Here is an 18,649-nt window from a genome sequence, read left to right as displayed (position 1 = left end):
TCAGGCGGCGAGAAGCTCGCTCAAGCGTGTGGGGTCGACGTTGCCGCCGCTGACCAGGGCGATGGCGGCGTCCGGCCGAGGATCGCGGAGGGCCGCGGCGACCGCCGCCGCGCCGCTTGGTTCGGCCACCAACCGCGCCTCCCGCGCCGTCCATCCCACCGCGGCGGCGATCTCGGCCTCGCTGACTGTAACCATGTCATCCACCAGGGTGCGAATGTGCCGCCAGGGGAGCTGGCCCAGGGACTCCACGCGCAGGCCGTCGGCCATCGTGGCGACCGTGCGCGCGAACGGGAGTCGTTGCAGGCGCCGCGCGCGAAAGCTGCGCGTGGCGTCATCCGCCAACGCCGGCTCCACGCCGACGATCCGCACGCCGGGAGCCGTCGCACGGGCGGCCACGGCCACGCCGGCGATGAGACCTCCTCCAGAGACGGGGATGTACAGAGTCCCTGCGTCCGGCGCCTGCGCGAGCATCTCCAGCCCGAGCGTTCCTGTGGCGGCGATGATCTCCGGCGTATCGAACGGATGGATCACCGTAAGCTCTCGCTCAGCGGCGAGACGCCGAGCTACCGGCGCCGTGCCGCCGTCGGCGATGGGATCGATCAGCACCACCTCGCCGCCCCAGCGTCTCACCCCGTCCTGCTTGGCCCGTGGCGCGGTGTGCGGCATGACGGCGATGGCCGGCGCGCCCAGGCGACGAGCCGCATAGGCCACCGCCTGGGCGTGGTTCCCGCTGGACGGCGCGACGACACCACGGGCCAGAACGTGCGGCGGCAGCGCCAGGAGCGCGTTGAAGGCGCCCCGGATCTTGAAGGCGCCGCAGGGCTGGAGACTTTCGGCCTTCAGCCTGAGGCCATTGGGCGTTGTCACCATCGGCGTTGCAGCCACATGGTCGCCGATGCGAGCCGCGGCAGCATTCACGTCGGCCAGGCTGACGAGTCGGGCGCCGGAAACGCTCATCGGCCCTTCGGGTCGTAGCCGACCGCCACCACGATCATCCTCATGGCCTCGGCGATATCGGCGCCGGCGAAGCGGACAGTTGTCGCCGCCGTCCGCTCCACGCCCGGCCACATCGACAGCACCTGCGCGGGAAGGCGCTGCTTGAACACCAGGTCCACGACGACCGGCCCGGGAATCCGGAACACGTCGCGTTCGGCGCGGGAGCGCACAGCCGCCTCAGCCGCGACGCGTATGGCGGCGCGGGCCGCTTCCGGGGTCAGCGTTTCAACGCTGTAGTCGGTGAAGGCGCGCTTGGTGACGACCGTGGGAACACCCGGCAGCAGTTCCCCCACGTGCTCCGCGTAAGCCGCATCGCCCGTCGCGAGCAGGATGGGCGTGTCCATCGCGCCCGCAAGCGCGGCATTGAGCGTCGTCTCGCTCGCGACCTGACCATTCAGCCGGATTTCGTAGACGGCGCCCGTGAGCGTATGCGCGATCGCACCGTCCAGTGAGGTATGGCCTGCGTGGTGGCCGATGAGGAACGCGCCGCAGAAGCCGCCTGCCTCCAGGCCCTGCATCATCTCCAGGGGCCGCGGCCAGGACCGCACCACGCGCACGTCCGCGTCCATATCGTCCAGTCGCAGGTTCTGGCCGTTGCCGTGGCTGTCGCTGACCACCACGTCGGTCACGCCGGCCGCTCGGGCGCCGGCGATGGCGGCGTTGACCTCCCCCGTCATCCAGGTCCGCGCATCCGCATACTCGAAGCCGTCCGGCGAGAGCTGGTCGAAGCTCGTTACGCCGGCCACGCCCTCGATGTCCGCGCAGATGTAGAGCTTCATGCCGCGTCGTCCCCTGCCAGCCTGCGATAGAGCTCGGCGTCGGTGGCCCCTTCGGTGCCGAACAGCAGCACCCGCGCCGACCGGTCGAGGCCCAGCTCCTTCTGCATGGTGGCATCCTGGCAGGCGGCGACGAGGCCGCACAGGCCTGCCACCGCGGACTCTCCCGCAACGATGATCGGGTCGCCGTTGGACGGGCGGGCCAGCCGACGCATGGCCGCTACAGCGTCGGCGTCCGCAACTGTCATGAAGGCGTCGACGCCGGTCTCGAGGAGCGACCAGGCCAAAGGTGAGCCCTCGCCGCAGGCCAAACCAGCCATCAAGGTGTCGATATCCCCGCTCGCGGGCGTCAAGCATCCGCGCCGCGCGCTCTCGAACAGACACGCAGCGCGCTCCGGCTCCACCAGGACGAGTCGAGGCCGCTCGGACCCAAAGGTCTGCCAGGCATAGGCGCACACGGCGGCGGCCAACGCTCCGACACCGGCCTGAACAAAAACGTGCGTCGGTGGGGGCTGCAGGGCCTCGAACGCCTCGGCCGCCATGACCCCGTATCCAGCCATCACCCAGCGCGGGATCTCCGCGTACCCCGGCCAGCTTGTGTCGGACACCACGCTCCAGCCCTGCTCGGCCGCATCCCGCGCGGCCCGCCGAACGGCGTCGTCGTAGCTGCCGGCGACGCGCACGACCTCGGCTCCAAGCGAGGCGATAGCGGCTTCCCGGCCGGCGCTGACCGTCTCGTGGATATAGATCACGGATCGCAGACCACAGCCCTGGGCGCCCCAGGCCACCGCACGGCCATGGTTGCCGTCGGTAGCGGCACAGACCACGGAGACATGCCGCTCCGTCGCAAGCCGCCGTACCGCGTAGGCCCCGCCCAGCGCCTTGAAGCTGCCCAAGCCGAAGCGCGAACTTTCGTCCTTGTACGCCACGTCCGCCAGCCCGAGCTCGCGCGCCATCGCGGGGAGGCGGCGCAACGGCGTGGGGGCATAGTCGGACCAGCCCGCAATCGCCGCGCGGGCGCTGCGGAAGAGGCCGTCGGGGAGAACGGCCGCCTCCTCTGCAGTCATCCCGCGCGGCCCTGCCGCCCGCGGGTTCGGCAGGAAGGCGGCGCTCATGGAAAGTCCGGATTGTCCAACGGCCAGATCGGCCGCGCGAGATTCCGGTATGGGCGCAAGGTCAGGTTGTTCGACGTCGTGCCGGGGGCGTCGGCGTAGATCACGCGTTGCGCGATGGCGGCATAGTGGGCGTAGAAGTGCTGGTTGGACTTCACCACGAGCAGGCGCTTGCTGCGCGGATCGACGCCAAGCTCCGTGAAACACTCGAGACTGAGGGTCTGGACGCGATAGCTGTTCAGCACCACGTCAACCCCGCCCACTCGGACGGCGGCTGCGGCCCCGAAGCCGAGGTCCTGCTGCCCGGAGAAGCCGATCTGGCGCGGGTCGTCTTGGACGGCCAGCACCAGCGCTTCGGCGTCGATCGGGTCCCCGGAGAGCGGCCCGACCTTGCCGCCGATCCGAAGCGGCAGGCGCGCGCCTGGCCCGGCGGCCCGCGCCATACGCACCGCCTCGGGGTCCCAGATCATCGCAAGCCCGGCGTTCTCGACGCCGCGCTCCAGGAGCCGCCGCAGAATGAACGTCGAGTCGCCGGCCGCGCCGCCTCCGGGATTGTCCGCTCCATCGGCGATCACCACGGGCCGTCCCTCGGGCTCCGCGAGCGCAGCGTCCAGGGCCTCGTCGATCGGGAGGGTCTTAGGACCGCCCACCTCGCGAAGCCCGTAGAAGATGCGGGCGAGCCCCGCGGCCGTACGGTCACCCTCCGTCTTGGCGTTGTCCGTCACCACGATCACGGACGCGGAGGCCTCGGGTATGTCGGCCGAACTGAACCCATGGCAGAGCGTGACCGACAGAATGGCCCCCTTCCCCTCGAGCGCGCTCGCCAGGTCCACGAGCGCGCGCATCGGCTGTTCCGTCGTGAAGAACAGATTCAGCATCGGGACGCGCACGAACGACATGACCGGCCGAATGCGGCCCGCTGCGGTCGAGACGACGAGATCAAACAGCTCGATGGCGCGGTCGCCAAAGTCGGTGTGCGGATACTCCTTGCACGCCATCAGCACCGTGGCGTTGTCGAGCATGGCCTGCGAGATATTGCAGTGCAGGTCCAACTCGACACCGACAGGAACCTCCGGCCCGACGAGCTTCCGCACCCGGGCGAGCAGGTCGCCTTCGCAGTCGCCATAGCCGACCGCCATCTGCGCGCCATGCAGGAAAAGGAGGACGCCGCTTACCGGAAGCGAGGCCTCGAGTGCGGCCAGAAGCTCGTCGCGCATCGCCTCGAAGTCAGCCCGGACGGTCAACCCGCTCGGGCCCGCCGAGAAGACAGGCCCGCCCACGGGCGTGTGTCCCTGCTCGCGCGCCCGCGTCGCCCAGCGCCCGTAGACCGAGCGTCCCGCCATCGCCTCGAGTTGCTCGGCCGACGCGCCCTGCGGGGGGCGCATCGCCTGGAACTTGCGCAGGCTCGTGGGGATCGGGGAGAAGCTGGAGGTCTCGTGCACGAGACCTCCCAGGAAGAGTCTCATGCGTACTGCTCCACAGGCGCGGTGGCGGCTTCGAACGTGAAGGTGTCCAGAGGCCACACCGGGCGCCGGATCTTGTGGTACCCCCGCGAGCGCACGCGGCTGACGCTCCCGCCAACCCCATTGCAATAGATCACCTGGGTGGCGATCGGGCCGAAGAAGGCGTGGAAGTGCTGAGACGACTTCAGCTGCAGCACGGCTTTGCGCGTCGGGTCGATGCCCAGTTCCGTGAACACGTCGGGGCTGAATGGCTGTGTCCGGACCGAACTGAGCACCACCTCCGTGCGGCCGCACCGGATGGCGACCGCGGGCCCGAACAGCGCCGGCTCCGGGCCGAAGATGGTCCGCTGGCGAGCGTCGGCCTTGACGCCGATGACCTCCGCGGCGACGTCGAGGGGCGGTCCCGAAATCGCTCCGATCTTGCCGCCGATGCGCAGGGCCAGTTCGGCTCCGACGCCCGCATCGGCGCACAGCTGCACGGCGATGGGATCGTAGACCAGAGCCACCGCCGCATCCGCGTCCCGCGCCAGAAGGGCGCGGAGGATGTCCACATTGTCGGCCGGCCAGCCGCCACCGGGGTTGTCGCCCGGCTCGGCGATCACCACCGGCCCCTGGGCCGCCGCAAGCGCCGCTTCGACGGCGTCGGCGATCGGGAGTTCGCTCGACTGCACCGCGCCGCGGATGGACCAGAACCGCTCGCCGAGCTCGCGCGCAGCGGTCTCGCCGGCCGCCGGAGCGTTGTCCGTGACGACGAGCACGTGGCCGGTGGCGTCGGGGACGTCCCCGAGAGAAAATCCGTGAACCACGGAGATCGACAGGATCCCGGGTTCGCGTTCCAGCGCACGGGCGCGGTCCAGCAGGTCCTTGCCGGGCGGCCGGGTTGTGTGCAGGCCTCCCATGCAGGGCACCGCGAGCCGGGTCATGGCCGGGCGGAGCCGCCCGGCCGCGGCGCCCTCGATGATGTCGAACAGTTCCTCCGCCCGGGCGGTATAGTCGATGTGGGGATACTCCTTGCAGAAGATCAGCGCCGTCGCCGCCGACATCATCTCCGCGGTGAGGGAGCCATGGAGGTCCAGCAAGGCGCCAATCGGGACGTGCGGCCCGAGCGCGGCTCGCATGCGCGCCATCAGGTCGCCCTCGCAGTCGTCATAGCCGTCCGCGACCTGGGCGCCGTGCAGGAACAGCAGCACCGCGTCGATGTCGCCGGCCGACGTGAGTGACTCAAGTATGGCGTCGCGGATGGTCTCGTAGTCGTGCTTGACCACGACGCCCGCGGGGAGCGCCGAAGCCACCGGCCCCATGACGACCTCGTGTCCCCGGGCGCGCGCCAGCCGGATGAAGTCGCCAGAGCCGTCGGATGTCTCGGCGCGTCGCAGCGCACGCGCTGTCTCCGCTTCTGTCGAGACGCCTGGCAGGTGAAGGGCCATCTCGCGGAAGTTCGCCAGCCCGGTGGGGATCGGCGAGAAGACGTTGGTCTCGTGCGACATCACCGCGACGAAGATCCTCATGACGCGCGTCCTTCGAATGCGAGTTCAGGGTCCAGCGGCCAGATCGGCCGCGGCGCGCGGCGGTAGGGCAGCCTGGCGACGTCCAGGGACAGGCTGCCGGGGCCGGAGGCGTAGATCACCGAGCGAGCCATGGGCGCGAAGCCGGCGTGGAAGTGCTGCATGGACTTGACCACGATCAGGCGCAGCGCCCGCGGATCGCACCCGAACACGGTGAAGGCCTCCGGGCTGACGCACTGCTGCCGCCGCCCGGACAGCACGATGGTCAGCCCGTCGGCCTCGACCAGCGCCCCCCCTGCGGGGGTTCCCGCCCGCTCGAAGGGACCACCCTGCCGCACGTCATCGGCGGTGGCGGTGATCCGCGCGCGGCAGACAAATGGGTCCCCCGACAGCGGACCGGCCTTGCCGCCGATCGCGAGCTCGACACTGGCCCCCGGCCCGGCGGCCCGGGCGGCGGCGACCGAGGGCGGGTCCCAGACGATCGCGACGCCTGCGCCCGTGATGCCGCGGTTGCGGAGGGCGTGCAGCACATAGGTTGAATCGGAGCCCGCCCCTCCGCCGGGATTGTCCGCGGCGTCGGCGATCACGACCGGACCGCCACCGACCTCCAGCGCCGCATCAAGCGCGGCCTCGAGCCCCAGGTGGCGCGAACGGACCTCGCCGCGCAGGTGGAAGAAGCGCGCTGCGAAGTCCTCCGCGAGCGCCTGCGCCGGACCGGGGGACCCTTCGCCGACAACCAGCACGGCCGCGCCGGCGTCGGCGCAATCCGCCCAGGGGAAGCCATGCATCAGTGAAACGGCCCGAACCGTCTCTCCCTCGGCGGCCCGCGCCGCCGCCACCAGACTCTTCATCGGCTCGCGCGTGGTGTGGTGCATGTCGATCATCGGCGCGCGCGCCATGACCGTGAACGGCCGCGGCCCGCCTGTCAGCGCGCGCTGGGCGATCGCCACCAGTTGGCGCGCGCGCGCGTCGAAGTCGATGTGCGGATACTCGAGGCAGGCGAGGATCGCATCCGCCGCCGAGAGCATCTTCGGACTGACGTGCCCGTGCAGGTCCAGCAGCACGCCGACGAACGGCCGGGGCCCCAGCCGCGCCCGCACCGCGGCAAGGAGTTCGCCCTCGCAATCGTCGCAGCCGACCGCCATCTGCGCGCCATGTAGGGCGAGCAGCACCGCGTCGACGGGCCCTGCGGCGTCGAGATCCTCGAGAATCGCATCACGGAGTCGGGTCCATACCGCGGCCGACGCAGGGGCGCTGGGCTGGGCGAAGGCTGCAGGACCGAGACGCGCCGTCCAACCGGCGGCCTGGACGGCTTCCAGCATGGCGCCGTAGCCGACCGCCTCGCGCAGCCGCTCTTCAGGGAAGCCCGGTGTTTGGCTCGGGCGAAGCCAGAGGCTTGCGGCGAAGCTCTCCCAACTCGTGGAGATGGGCGAGAAGCTGTTGGTCTCGTGCTGGCAGGCGGCAAGGAAGACCCGCATGTTTCAGTCCTCCCTCGCCAGCACGCCGATCCCATGGATCGAGAGGCTTGAGGCGCGTTGTCCCTCGATGTGGAACTCCGCCTCGAAGCGACCGCCGACTGCGTCGCTGACCAGACCCGGGTACGCCGGCGTCAGCAGCACCCGGTCGCCACCCAGGGGAGCAAGCACCCCGTCGAACACAGGGGCGTCGTCGAAGGCGATGGCGAGTTGGTTACCGTGGACGCGCACGCTCGCCCGCCCCTCGCGAGGACTGGCGAAATGGCCGGCATAGACCGAGAGCGGTCGCGCCAACTCGGCCCCCTCGTAGCGCAGCCCGGAATGGCGGAAGTCAGCGTTGGTGTCGGGAAGACCGCGATCCTGAACCACGGATCGCCAGTCCCGCGGTGGCAGGCCTAGCAGGTGGTCCATGGCGACGTAGCTGATCTCGATCGACGCCTTGCAGTCCTTGTTCACATAGACCGCCACGCCGACCCCACGCTCCGGTGCAAACGCGACATGGGCATTGATGCCGAAGTCCGAGCCGGAGTGGCGGATCACCCGCACGCCTGCCTGCGTCGCGCCCCCCCATCCCAGGCCGTACGCCGGGTCCTCGGCGTCCGGCGGGGCTATCCAGACGGCCAGCTGGTCCGGCGCCACCGGCACATGTGGACGGAACAGCTCCTCCAGTTGCGCGCGCGCCATCAACGGCGCGCCATCGCCCAGGTTGAAGGCAAGCCAGCGCGCAGCGTCTCGCGCCGAGAGACACAGGCCGGCGGAGCCGCGGTGGACATCCGTGTAGATCGGCGGGATGGCCACAGTCTGGCCCCGCACCTGGCAGTGCCACCCCGAGGGCTCGATCAGGTCGCGCGCGGCGATTGCGCCTCCCGAAGCATCCTCAAACCCCAGCGGCTCGAACACCTCGGCCTTCAGCACGGTCACGAACGGCGCCCCGGCCGCACGCTCGACGCAGAGCGCAAGCGCCGTATGAGCGATGTTGGAATAGGTGAAGCGAGACCCGGGCGGCGCCACAGGCTCCGCGTACTGAAGCCGCCGCACCACCTCGTCAGCGTCGATAGTCAGTTCGGTCCCGAACTCGAGAATTCCGTTGCGCGGGAAGCCGGCTCGATTGGCGGAAAGGTCGCGCAAGGTCAGAACGGCCGCATCGGCGGGCCGCGGGGGCGCGAAGTCCGGCAGCCACCGACGCACGGGATCGTCCCAGCCCATTACCCCGCGGGCCGCCAGACAGGCGACCGCTGTGGCCGTGAACGCCTTCGAAGTTGACCCGACATTGAACGCGGTGGCTGCGGTTACGGGCTCCGGCCGCCCCAGATGGCGCACCCCGAAGCCTGACGCGTAGAGCCGTCCGCCGACAGCGATGGCGACGGCAGCTCCCGGCGCCTCATACGCCCGCAGAGCGTCATGGATACGCCGCGCGAGCCCCTCGTCGAGGGCTTCGATCGGGTCGATCTTCGTCACGTCAGTTCGCCGTCGGCTTTGGCGCCGCGAGCGCCCTTCGTTCGATCCGACGCCGGATGATGCCCGCGCGCCGGCGGTCGATGGGGAAGCGCCAGATGCAGCTCGCAGCAGCGATGTTGAAAGTCATGGGCAGGAAGATCGCCACGACGATCAGGCCCTTGAGCGCCTCATCGGTGTTCTCGGCTCCCGGCTTGGGATCGAAGCCCACGAGGGCCAGAAGCCAGAAGGCGACACCGCTCGACACCGCGGCGCAGAACTTCACGGCCAAGGCGGACGCGGCGAAGTAGCTGCCCGCGGAGTTCTCGCGCGTCTTCAGCGCGCCATAGTCGGCGGCGTCGGCCATCAGGGCGCGGAACGCGACCATATCCGCGCCGGCGACCACCGACCGCAATACGGCTAGACCTATGAGCCAGGGCAAGGCGCCTTCGCCGGGCGGGACAAGCAGCGTGAGCGGAGTCATCGCCGCCGAGAGGCCCCAACTCAGCGCCCACGAGCGGTGCTTGCCGAACCGGTAGATGATGCGCAGCCAGATCGGCATGGCCGCGAAGTGAGCCGCCTGGTACGCGAGATAGATCAGCGCGAAGTTCTTGCCCTGCTGGAAGTAGCCGTCGAGCAGCAGGAGCTGGGTGCCCAGGTAGATGCCGCCGCCGAACCCCCCAAGCAATTGCGAGACAAGCAGGACCTTAAGGGCTCCATTGCGCGACAACGCCCGCAGGAGCCCGGTGAGCTTGGGCGGCTCGAAGGCCGCCGCGCGTGTGCGCGCCGCGGGCACGAAGCTGGCGGCGATGAGCGCGGCCGCCGGCAGCACGATCAGGCTGACCCATGCGATCGCAGCCAGCAGCCCGGGGCTCATGCCCTGTCCGAATACGCCGCTCACCGAGGCTGCGAAGAAAAGGAAGCCGCCCGCCTGCGAAGCCAGGCCCTGCCAACCGGAGATCTTGGCCCGTTCGTTGTAGTCGCCGGTGAGTTCCGTCAGCCAGGCGTCGGACGCGAGCTCGAACATCGTCCAGCCCAGGTAGAAGATCAGAGACCAGGCGAGGAAGAAAGGCAGCCCCGCGTCCCGCGTCGGCTGGAACAGGAAGAAGATCGAGGCGGCGATGAGGACAGCGCCTGCAACCACCCACGGCTTGCGCGCGCCCCAAGGTGAACGCGTCTTGTCGGTCAGCCACCCCACGACAGGGTCTGTGAAAGCGTCGAACAGGCGCGAGATGATCAGGGCCGTGCCCAGCCCGGCCAGCGTGGCCGTGGTGTTTTGGGCATAGAACGTCGGCAGGACGTTGAAGAAGGGGGCCGTGATCAGCCCCAGGGCCAGTTTCGGGAGGACGAAGGCGACCAGCTCGCGCAAGGGCACGCGCGCCCCAGGCGTCGTCGTCGGGGGCGCGCTGGTCATCAGTCGAACTTCGCCTTGAACTCGACGCCGACCACGCGGGGGCGGCCGACAGTGGTGCCCAAGACGGAGCTGCCGGGTCCGGAGATGTCGAGTTCGATACGCTCGTCTGTGAGGTTGCGGCCGAAGACGAATACGCCGAAGCGCTCGTTCTCCACGCCGATCCGGGCCGCCAGGGTCATGTACGCGTCGAGCCGCTCGGAGGCGAGATTTCGGAAGTCAGAGTAGGCCCGACCCTGATGGGCGACGGCCACCGTCGCTCGTCCGTTCCAGTCGCCCGTGACGGGCCATACGTAAGTGCCGGAGACGGCGAAGCTGAACTTCGGCACCTTCTGCAGTTCGTTGCCCTTCGCGGCGATGATGTCGGGATCGGTGGCGCTTCGATCGATCGAGGTGATCTCGGTGTCGATGAGGTTGAGCCCCGCGTTCAGTTCCAGCCCATCGAGAGGCTTCGCCGTCGCCTCGACTTCCAGGCCGCGCACGCGCGCCTTGCCGATGTTTCGAACAGCGAAGAAGGGCGGATCTGGGATGTCGTCGAAGACCTGAGTGTCGTCCCAGTCGATCTGATAGGCCGCAGCGGCCAGGGTGAGACGGCCGTCTTCTGTGCCGCCCTTCAGTCCGACCTCGTAGTTCCAGACGGTGTCTGGACGGAAAGGCGTGACCCCGGTGAAGCCACCCGAGCGGAACCCGCGCGACACCGTGGCGTAGAGCATCCACGCGTCCGTCGGGCGGTACGACAGCACAACCCGCGGGGTCGTGGAGTGGAAGGTATCGTCCACAGGCCCGAACTGCTGGGGCGCCGTGGCCGGAGGGAATGTGCCGAAAGTGTACCTGAAGAGCCCCGACAGGTTCTCCTGGTTGCCAATCTTCTCTGAGGCGTAACGGAGACCGGCCGTGAGATCGAGCTGAGGCGTCAGATGGACGGTTGCTTCACCGAACACCGCAACCTGCCGGAAGTCGAACTGGAGAAGAGTGCGGCTCCGGCGGATGTCCAAGGTGGAGAAGTTCACGATTGGCGAGGCGGTGATGACGCCCTCGAAGTACGTGTCCTTGGTGTCTTCGCGGTCTTTGAAGAAGGCCCCGACGATCCAGTCGAAGCGCTCGCCGGGCTTGGAGACGAGCCGCACCTCCTGCGTCCACTGCTTCGCCCGGCCTGTGAAGTCCACGACAGATTCCGGCGTCGTGACCCGTGGAAAATTGGGGGCGCTGAACTGGGCAAATGGCCGCAGGCCCGCCGCCGCGCCCGAGATCTCGTTGTAGAAGAATGTCGTGCCGCCGGTCTCGTTGTTGTTGCCGACGGTGTTCTGACGACGCCGGTAGTAGGAGGTGTCCGACGTCAGGGACGCGAACCCGAGATCCCACTCGAGCGTCAGGCTGCCGATGTGCAGCTTGTCGTCCACGAACTCGTTGACGCGCGTGAACCGCGTCAGGCCGGGTCGGGCCGGGTCGATGATGTTCCGCGGGCTGCCGAGCTCGATCTTCTGCCCGATATAGGTCAGGGTCGCGGTGAGGGCCTCGCTGACCTCGAAGCGAGCCGCCACACGCCCGCTGATCGTCTTCTCATCGTTCTCGGCGTCGCCAGGACCCGCGTTGTCGATCCAGGGCGCATTGCGGCGATACGAGAGCACCGCCCGAACGGCCGCGCGGTCTCCGAGAGGGGCGTTCACAAACCCGGCGGCGGTGTGGTTCAGGCCGTCGCCGTTGCGGAATCCCGAGAGCGACGACTCGAACCCGCCATACAGCCGCGATGTATCGGGCTTGTTCGTGACGATCTTGACGGTTCCGCCGAGGGACCCCTCCCCGTACAGGGTCCCTTGCGGTCCGCGCAGCACCTCGATCCGCTGCACGTCGAACAGCTTCAGGTCAGGGTCCAGCTCGTTCTGCGTGACGGGCGTCTCGTTGATGTAGACGCCCACGCTGCTGGTGACCGACTCGGATGAGAGGCCACGGATCGTGGTCTTCGTGATACCCGGAGCCGGGGCGGTGATGTCGAGACCTGGGATCAGGTCGGCATAGTCCTGCACGTCCTTGACCATGAGCTCGTCCATCTTGCCCGAGCCCAGGGCGGCCACGCTTGCCGGAACCTCCAGGATGTTCTGCTCGCGCTTGTTGGCGGTGACGACCACCGCCTCCACCGTCGCGGGTTCGTTTGCGGTCTGCGCCAGGGCCGAGGTCGCGGTCAGCGCGCCCGCCGCCGCGCCCATGAGCAGCGTCGAAATTCGGTCCCTCATCGGACTAGCCCCCTGTTCCGCCGTGCGGCCGCGCCGGCCCCGGCCCCCAATCACGGCGATCAGCCGTCCCTTTCACCCTAAGTGGAGCGGTGGCCAGGGGAACGGCGGCCTGTCACGGGCGGTCGTCAAAGCGTCATTTTGCCTGCATCGTCGAACCCGTCCGCTGCCCCCCTGCGCTACGACGGAGGCGTCATGCTTTCCATTGGTCCTGCGGCCATCGCGCGCGCCACCCCCTACCCTGCCCTGGTCACCGCCCTCGAGGCGGCGTTCCGCAACGGCGTCGACGCGCCTGTGCGTGCGCATCACACGGTGTCCACACCCGGCCAGCCCGACGCGACCCTCCTGCTGATGCCGGCATGGATCGAAGGCCGCTATCTGGGCGTCAAGGTCGCCACGGTTTTCCCCGGCGCCGCGGCGCTGGGCCGGCCTTCCGTAGCGGCGCAGTACCTCCTCCTGGACGGTCGGGACGGGTCGGCGCTCGCGTTGCTGGATGGCGCTGAACTCACCGCCCGCCGGACCGCAGCGGCTTCCGCGCTGGCGGCCCGCCACCTGGCGCGCGAGGACGCCAAAGTGCTCACCGTCGTCGGAACCGGGCGTATTGCCAGCGCACTCGCAGACGCACATGTGGCGCTGCGCCCCGGCCTCACGACGGTGCGGGTTTGGGGACGCTCGGATTCCAGCATCGACCGCGCCGTCGAATCCATGCGCCGCGCGAAGGTACCCGCAGAGCCGGCGACGGACCTGGAGGCCGCGGTGCGCACGGCCGACCTGATCAGCGTGGCCACGCTCTCGAACGTCCCCCTCGTGCGCGGCGCGTGGCTTGCCCCAGGCGCCCATCTCGACCTCGTAGGTGGATTCACGCCCCAGATGCGCGAAGCGGACGATGACGCCGTCGGTCGGGCCCGGGTGTTCTGCGACGTCCCCGAGAGCGCGTTGCGCGAGGCCGGCGACCTGGCGAGCCCGATCGCGGCCGGGATCCTCGATCCCGGGGCCGTCACCGACCTTGCTGAACTCTGCAACGGGCGGCGGCCGGGCCGGGAGACCGCCGATGAGATCACGCTCTTCAAGTCTGTCGGCTGGGCCCTGGAGGACCTCGCCGCTGCGATCCTCGTCTATGAGTCTCAGAAGAAGGTGCGGATGGCGTCCACGACCCGATAGTCGTCGTCGACGACCAGGATCAGCCGCCACTTGTCGAAGGTGGTGCATGGGTGGGAGACCCCGAAGGCCACGAGGTCACCGACCGCCGGCCCGTCACCGCCATCCACCTCAAGGTGGAGGTGCTGATCGTTTAGCTTGAGTGTGCGCCATCCCGCGGGTGGGGGAACCGGAGCGGCGTGCCGGCCAGGCCGGCACCACTTTGTCGGAACCGGCAGTTCCCAATCGTATGAGATGTCTCGTTTCCCCAGGCTGACGTAGGCGCGGCTCGGTTCTGGGCGCGACTGCACGACCCCCCAGACCTCGAGCGCAGGCGCCAGCGCGCCCGGGAGGCGCGCAGCGGCCGGCGAGCGCTCCAATAGCCGCTCGGCGCAGCGCGCGTAGTGGAGACTGTCGTGGGTGATATAGCACCCGCTGCGCAGCACCACCTCTATCGGACGTGGACCCGCCAGGCGGCCGAACCGCTCGGCGACCAGATCGAAGTAGTCGGACCCGCCCGCCGTTACGAGAAACGGCGCGCCGTCGTGCGGGGCGGCAGCCATGATCGCCTCCACGGCCTCGGCAGTGGTCTCGAGCAGGCTCTGGACGAGCTGGATCTGCGGCGTTGCGCCGTCGTCCGGGAACACGCCCTCGTAGGTCTCGACACCGGCCAGCCGCAACGGCGGACGCTCGCTGACGGCGCGGGCCAGCTCTATCGCCTCCGCGTTCGTGCGCACGCCGGTGCGCGCTCCTACGGCTCCGATCTCGACGAGCACCTGCACCGGGCGGTCGAGACCGAGTTCCGTCGCGGCGGCCGCGAGAGCATCCAGTCCTGGTACGGAATCCGCCAGGCAGTAGAGTTCGAACGCGGGATCCCGGAGGTGCGCCAGCGCCATGCGGACGTTCTCGCGCCCCACGAGCTGGTTGGCCATGATCACTCGGGACACGCCGACGGCGCGGTAGACTTCGAGATGGCTGGCCGTGGCGCACGTGAGACCGAAGGCGCCGTCAGCCATCTGCAGCGCGAAAATCTCCGGCGCCATCGTGGTCTTGCCGTGCGGCGCTAGAGACACGCCCGCCATGGACGTGAAGGCGCGCATCCAGGCGCGATTGCTCTCGATTGCACTGCGCCGCAGGACAGCCACCGGGAACGGGAGATCCTCGTGCAGGACATTCCAGCCCTGTCGCCCGATCTCGTCCTGTCGAAGCGAGTGCGCCCGCGCAGGCACGCCCTTCGTGAGCCCGTCCACAGGCAACGCCCGGATCCACTCCAGCTGCATCGTCACACCTTGTCGTCCAGGGGGCCTACGAGCCTGTAGTGGGGGGGCGGCTCGCGGCCCAGGAGGTGGCGCACGAAGTAGTCCCACAGCCGACGGACAAAGTACCCCGATCCTCCTGGCGTCATGTGATTGTGCCCCGGGAGAATGAGGAGGTCGAAATCCTTGTGGGCCTTGATGAGCGCGCGGACCACCTGCAGCGTCATCGCCGGGTGACAGTTGTCATCAAGCTCGCCCGCCACGAGCAGCAGCCTGCCCTTCAGGCCGGCCGCGAGGTCGCCGTTGCGGACCCGCGCGTAAGCTTCAGGGTCGTATCGGCCGCCGTACTTCTCGCCCCAGTACGCGGTGTAGCCGAGCAGATCGTGGCTCCCGGCGGCCGCGACGCCGACCTTGAACGTTTCGGGGTACTCGAAGAGCGCCCGGCACGTGGCGGTGCCGCCCCCCGAGAAGCCGAAGATGCCGACCCGATCGAGGTCCAGCCCCGGATAGCGGCGCCCCAGTTCACGGATCGCGGCGACGTGGTCCTCCAACCCGCCGGCGCGCTCCATGCGGCCGTAGGAGACGTCGTGGAACGCCTTGGAACGGAAGGGCCCGCCCGTACCGTCGACCGTGAAGACGGCGAAGCCCAGCGCCGCCATCGCCGCGCCCCCGGCCATGGCGCCGAGGCCCCAGAGGTCGTCGGAAAGCGAGGCCTTCGGCGTCCGGATCGTCTGCGGACCGGGGTAGATGCTGTCGATCAGCGGCGTCGATCCGTCCGGGGCGTAGTCTCGCGGGAGCCAGAGCGCGCCGTAGATGTCGGTCTCGCCGTCGGCCGCCTTCACGCAGAACGGCTCCGGCCAGATCCATCCGGCCGCCTCGAGCTGCACCGTGTCGACAGTCTCGAGGGCGGCGATCACCGCGCCGTCCTCCGTGCGCCGCAGTACGGTCGTGGGCGGCGTCGTCACAGTGGAATAGGTGTCGACGACGTAGCGGCTATCCGGGGAAAGCCCTTCGACACGCGGCGCATTGAATGACGGGTAGCCCCGCCACGTCAGGAACGGTGGCTGCGACAGCGTCGCGACCCGATGTTCGGCCGCTTCCGGCGACAGAAGCCGAAGGTCCGAACCGTCCAGACGAACGGAGTAGAGGTGCTGCAGGTACGGGTCGCGGTCCGGCTCGCGACCGCTGCCCATGAAGAAGACCCTGCCCAGGGTCTCGTCCACCCGCAGGACGCTGCGCACGACCCAGGCGCCTTGAGTGAGTTGCCCCAGCACCTCGCCCGTACGCCCGTCGTGCATCCAGAGGTGCATCCATCCGTCCCGCTCCGACATCAGCAGGACGCGGTCGCCGTCGGCCAAGACCTGGCCGATCGGCTCGTTCCAGCCGACGTTCGCCTCGACGTACGTCGCGCTGGTCTCGGTCCAGAGCCGCTGCGCCTCGCCGCTCTTTGGATCTACCCGGTACAGGTGGAAAGCCTTGTCGCCCCGCTCGACATCCAGCACGAAGAGCGCTGCGCCGCTCGACGACCACCACACCTGCGACCGCTCGATGGGAGATTCTCGCGTGATCTGCAGTGGCGGCAGGGCGATCGCGCGCCGCGCTCCGCTTTCCGCGTCGAAGAGATACAGGGACGCAGTCGCCAGGGCGTCGTCCTTCGGCGTCGAGAACTTGACCGAGTGCAGCTTCGGCAGCGCCGAGCCATCGCTGGGGCAGGATTCCAGGAAATGGAAGTCCGCCAGGCTCCGCTCGTCGATCCGGTGCGCCACGAATCTCGCGCCGTCGGGCGACCAGGCCGCGACCGGAAGCGCCTCCCGTCCGCTGCGAGTCTGGGTGACCGGCTCGAGGTTCGTGCCTGGGGAGCCCCCCCAGCCGTTATAGGCTTCACCATCGTCCGTCAGCTGGCGCACTTCGCCGGAGGGCAGGCTGCGGATCTGCAGGTTGTCGCCCTGACGCTTCAGCGCCCAGCGACGATCCGGTGAGGGAAGTTCGCCATCGGCCCAGGTCTGTGGCGGCGCGGCGGGCTCCTCCGCCGGAACGCGCGCCCCGGTTTCCACGTCGACCTGCACCCAGGACTCGCCTCCGTCGGCGTCGCGCCGGCGATAGCGGAAGCTGCGGCCATCCGCGCTCCAGACCGGGGACACCGACGCGTTCCGGAACAGTTTGACGGCGTTCCAGGAGAGCAGCGCCTCCGCGCGCGCATAGGCCGCCGCTGGAAGGGAACCGGTTTCGATCATCTCTGCCTCTGCAACTGTATCCGCTCGGCCTTGGCCATCGACAGGAGGACGTCGCCGTCCTTCGTGCGGGTGAGGACGGCGATCGCCGCGCCGTTCGGGCCCATGCGGTGCACACGCCACACCCCTTCGGCAGCCGGCTCCAGTCGCCACACCGGCGGGCCGCCGTTGATCGCCAGGGCGCCGTTGTCGATCCGCACGTCCGCCCTGATCTCCACGCCCCGGTAGAGGCCGTCTGGCGGCGGTTGATGGACCGGCTCCAGCCGCGCCAGGCGAAGGGCTGCGTTGCCGCGCGGACGCAGTTCGATCGAGGACGGCGACAGGCGCCGGATTTCCGACCCCGACGCGGAATCGACAAGGCAATCGGAACCGCCTTGCGACAGCAGCGTCTCCGCGCCCAGCCGCCATTCCCGGACATGCTGGCCTTCAGGACAAAGCTGCAGTGTCACCCCGCCCCCTTCGTCCTGCCACCAGCCAGCCCAGTCCGACAGGTCGCCGGCCGACAGGGGGGGACGAGGCGGCGTGGCGTTCACGCCGAGCAATGCCTGCGCCAGCCGGAAGCTCACCGCCTCGGCGTCTCCGGAGGGGCCGTTCAGCGCCACGAAGACCACAGCGTCCAGGTCCGGAAAGCAGGCGAGATTCGTGGACATGCCGGCGAGGCCACCAGCGTGTCCGAACCACCGTTCGACGCCGAGTTCCCCCGTTCCGAAGCCACACGCATACCAGCCCTGTCGTCCGTCAGGAAAGACGGGCGGGGTGGTGAGCCTCGCGATCAGCCCCGGCGGTCCTAGCGTCCCGGACACCAGAGCCGCGCCATACGTCAGCATATCCTCGAGAGTGCTCCAGACGCCCCCGTCACCGGCCTCGTGGACATCGAGCCGCACCGGGCGCCATGCCCCCTCCTCCCGGCTGTGGCCGAGCGCCGCCCCGGCGGGCTCGGGCACGGTCTGCGTGCGAAAGACCGTCTGGGAGAGCCCGGCCGGGCCGAAGACATGCGCCTGGAGAAGATCGCCGTACGCGCGGCCTGTGCGCGCCTCGATCGCGCGGCAGAGCGCGACGAAGCTGCTGTTGGAATAGCTGAAGCGCGCGCCCGGCTCGAACATGAGGCTAGGTTGCAGGAGGGCATGGCGCTCCATGTCGCTCCGGCCGAAGGCGGTAGGCGCCCCGCTCGCTTCGAGAGCCATCAGTGGAAAGTAGTCGCGCAGTCCGCTCGTGTTGGTCACCAGCGTTCGCAGCGTCAGCGTCGACGGGTAGTGCGCGGCAGCCGGCGCCAGTGAACTCAGCGGCTCATCCATAGACAGCACGCCGTCGGCTTCGAGCAGGCCGAGAAGGAGCCCCGTGAACGTCTTGGTGATCGAGCAGATGTGCAGGCGCGTATGGGGCGTCATTGGCGCTTCCGACTGGGCGTTCGCCAACCCGAAGGCGCGGCTCCACACCGTTCGCCCGCCCCTGGCCACACCGGCGACGCCCCCCGGTCCTCCCGGCTCCGTGAGCTTCGCGACGACCGCCGCGGCGTCCTCAGGTTCAGTCATGGCCCCTCCGAGGCGCAACCTGCCGCAACCCGCGCCGACCCCGTCAAGCCCCGCATCCCCGGGGGTCGGGGGATCGTCACTTTCAGGCCGCCG

13 protein-coding genes are annotated in these 18,649 nt (G+C 69.4%); 1 reads left to right on the top strand and 12 read right to left on the bottom strand.

The window, feature by feature from the left end; genetic code table 11:
• From AC2D8W_RS21040 to AC2D8W_RS21000, 9 genes are read right to left on the bottom strand one after another with little or no spacing between them, the layout of a single operon-like run.
• Nucleotides 1–957 carry a threonine ammonia-lyase gene (locus AC2D8W_RS21040; protein WP_484673176.1) on the bottom strand — a complete coding sequence of 319 codons (957 nt, stop codon included), beginning with the start codon at nucleotides 955–957 and terminating at the stop codon, nucleotides 1–3.
• The gene (locus AC2D8W_RS21035; RefSeq protein WP_484673175.1) at nucleotides 954–1,775 is read right to left on the bottom strand and encodes a M55 family metallopeptidase; all 822 of its coding nucleotides are present in this window, start codon (nucleotides 1,773–1,775) and stop codon (nucleotides 954–956) included. The genes AC2D8W_RS21040 and AC2D8W_RS21035 overlap by 4 nt, the downstream gene beginning before the upstream one ends.
• On the bottom strand, nucleotides 1,772–2,887 hold the full coding sequence (locus AC2D8W_RS21030; protein WP_484673174.1) for a diaminopropionate ammonia-lyase: 1,116 nt from the start codon (nucleotides 2,885–2,887) through the stop codon (nucleotides 1,772–1,774). The genes AC2D8W_RS21035 and AC2D8W_RS21030 overlap by 4 nt, the downstream gene beginning before the upstream one ends.
• Nucleotides 2,884–4,350, bottom strand: a complete 1,467-nt coding sequence (locus tag AC2D8W_RS21025) for a M81 family metallopeptidase (protein ID WP_484673173.1) — start codon at nucleotides 4,348–4,350, stop codon at nucleotides 2,884–2,886. Before AC2D8W_RS21025 ends, AC2D8W_RS21030 begins: the two co-directional genes overlap by 4 nt.
• Nucleotides 4,347–5,855 (bottom strand): M81 family metallopeptidase, encoded by a 1,509-nt coding sequence (locus AC2D8W_RS21020; protein ID WP_484673172.1) that lies wholly within the window; start codon nucleotides 5,853–5,855, stop codon nucleotides 4,347–4,349. Before AC2D8W_RS21020 ends, AC2D8W_RS21025 begins: the two co-directional genes overlap by 4 nt.
• Entirely contained in the window at nucleotides 5,852–7,330 is a 1,479-nt protein-coding gene (locus AC2D8W_RS21015; RefSeq protein ID WP_484673171.1) for a M81 family metallopeptidase, read from the bottom strand. The genes AC2D8W_RS21020 and AC2D8W_RS21015 overlap by 4 nt, the downstream gene beginning before the upstream one ends.
• A 3-nt stretch (nucleotides 7,331–7,333) precedes the next feature.
• Nucleotides 7,334–8,785 (bottom strand): serine hydrolase domain-containing protein, encoded by a 1,452-nt coding sequence (locus AC2D8W_RS21010; RefSeq protein ID WP_484673170.1) that lies wholly within the window; start codon nucleotides 8,783–8,785, stop codon nucleotides 7,334–7,336.
• A 1-nt stretch (nucleotide 8,786) separates the two neighbouring features.
• Entirely contained in the window at nucleotides 8,787–10,175 is a 1,389-nt protein-coding gene (locus AC2D8W_RS21005) for an MFS transporter (protein WP_484673169.1), read from the bottom strand.
• Complete coding sequence (locus tag AC2D8W_RS21000; protein ID WP_484673168.1) at nucleotides 10,175–12,376, bottom strand: TonB-dependent receptor; 2,202 nt, start codon at nucleotides 12,374–12,376, stop codon at nucleotides 10,175–10,177. The genes AC2D8W_RS21005 and AC2D8W_RS21000 overlap by 1 nt, the downstream gene beginning before the upstream one ends.
• Before the next feature lie 219 nt (nucleotides 12,377–12,595).
• On the opposite strand from AC2D8W_RS21000, the gene lhpI reads away from it, so the two are divergent.
• A complete protein-coding gene (gene lhpI, locus AC2D8W_RS20995; protein ID WP_484673167.1) occupies nucleotides 12,596–13,561 on the top strand; it encodes a bifunctional Delta(1)-pyrroline-2-carboxylate/Delta(1)-piperideine-2-carboxylate reductase in 966 nt (321 codons plus the stop codon).
• Here lhpI and AC2D8W_RS20990 read toward each other — a convergent pair.
• From AC2D8W_RS20990 to AC2D8W_RS20980, 3 genes are read right to left on the bottom strand one after another with little or no spacing between them, the layout of a single operon-like run.
• The gene (locus AC2D8W_RS20990; RefSeq protein ID WP_484673166.1) at nucleotides 13,525–14,817 is read right to left on the bottom strand and encodes an alanine racemase; all 1,293 of its coding nucleotides are present in this window, start codon (nucleotides 14,815–14,817) and stop codon (nucleotides 13,525–13,527) included. The two genes, lhpI and AC2D8W_RS20990, sit on opposite strands and share 37 nt — an antisense overlap.
• Nucleotides 14,818–14,819: 2 nt before the next feature.
• Nucleotides 14,820–17,027, bottom strand: coding sequence for a S9 family peptidase (locus AC2D8W_RS20985; protein ID WP_484673165.1), 2,208 nt, complete (start codon nucleotides 17,025–17,027; stop codon nucleotides 14,820–14,822).
• Nucleotides 17,024–18,556, bottom strand: coding sequence for a serine hydrolase domain-containing protein (locus AC2D8W_RS20980; RefSeq protein ID WP_484673164.1), 1,533 nt, complete (start codon nucleotides 18,554–18,556; stop codon nucleotides 17,024–17,026). The genes AC2D8W_RS20985 and AC2D8W_RS20980 overlap by 4 nt, the downstream gene beginning before the upstream one ends.
• Between the last annotated feature and the right edge of the window lie 93 nt (nucleotides 18,557–18,649).

This window comes from Phenylobacterium sp. T106 (genome assembly GCF_057219735.1).
This window is presented reverse-complemented; position numbering and strand designations above follow the sequence as displayed.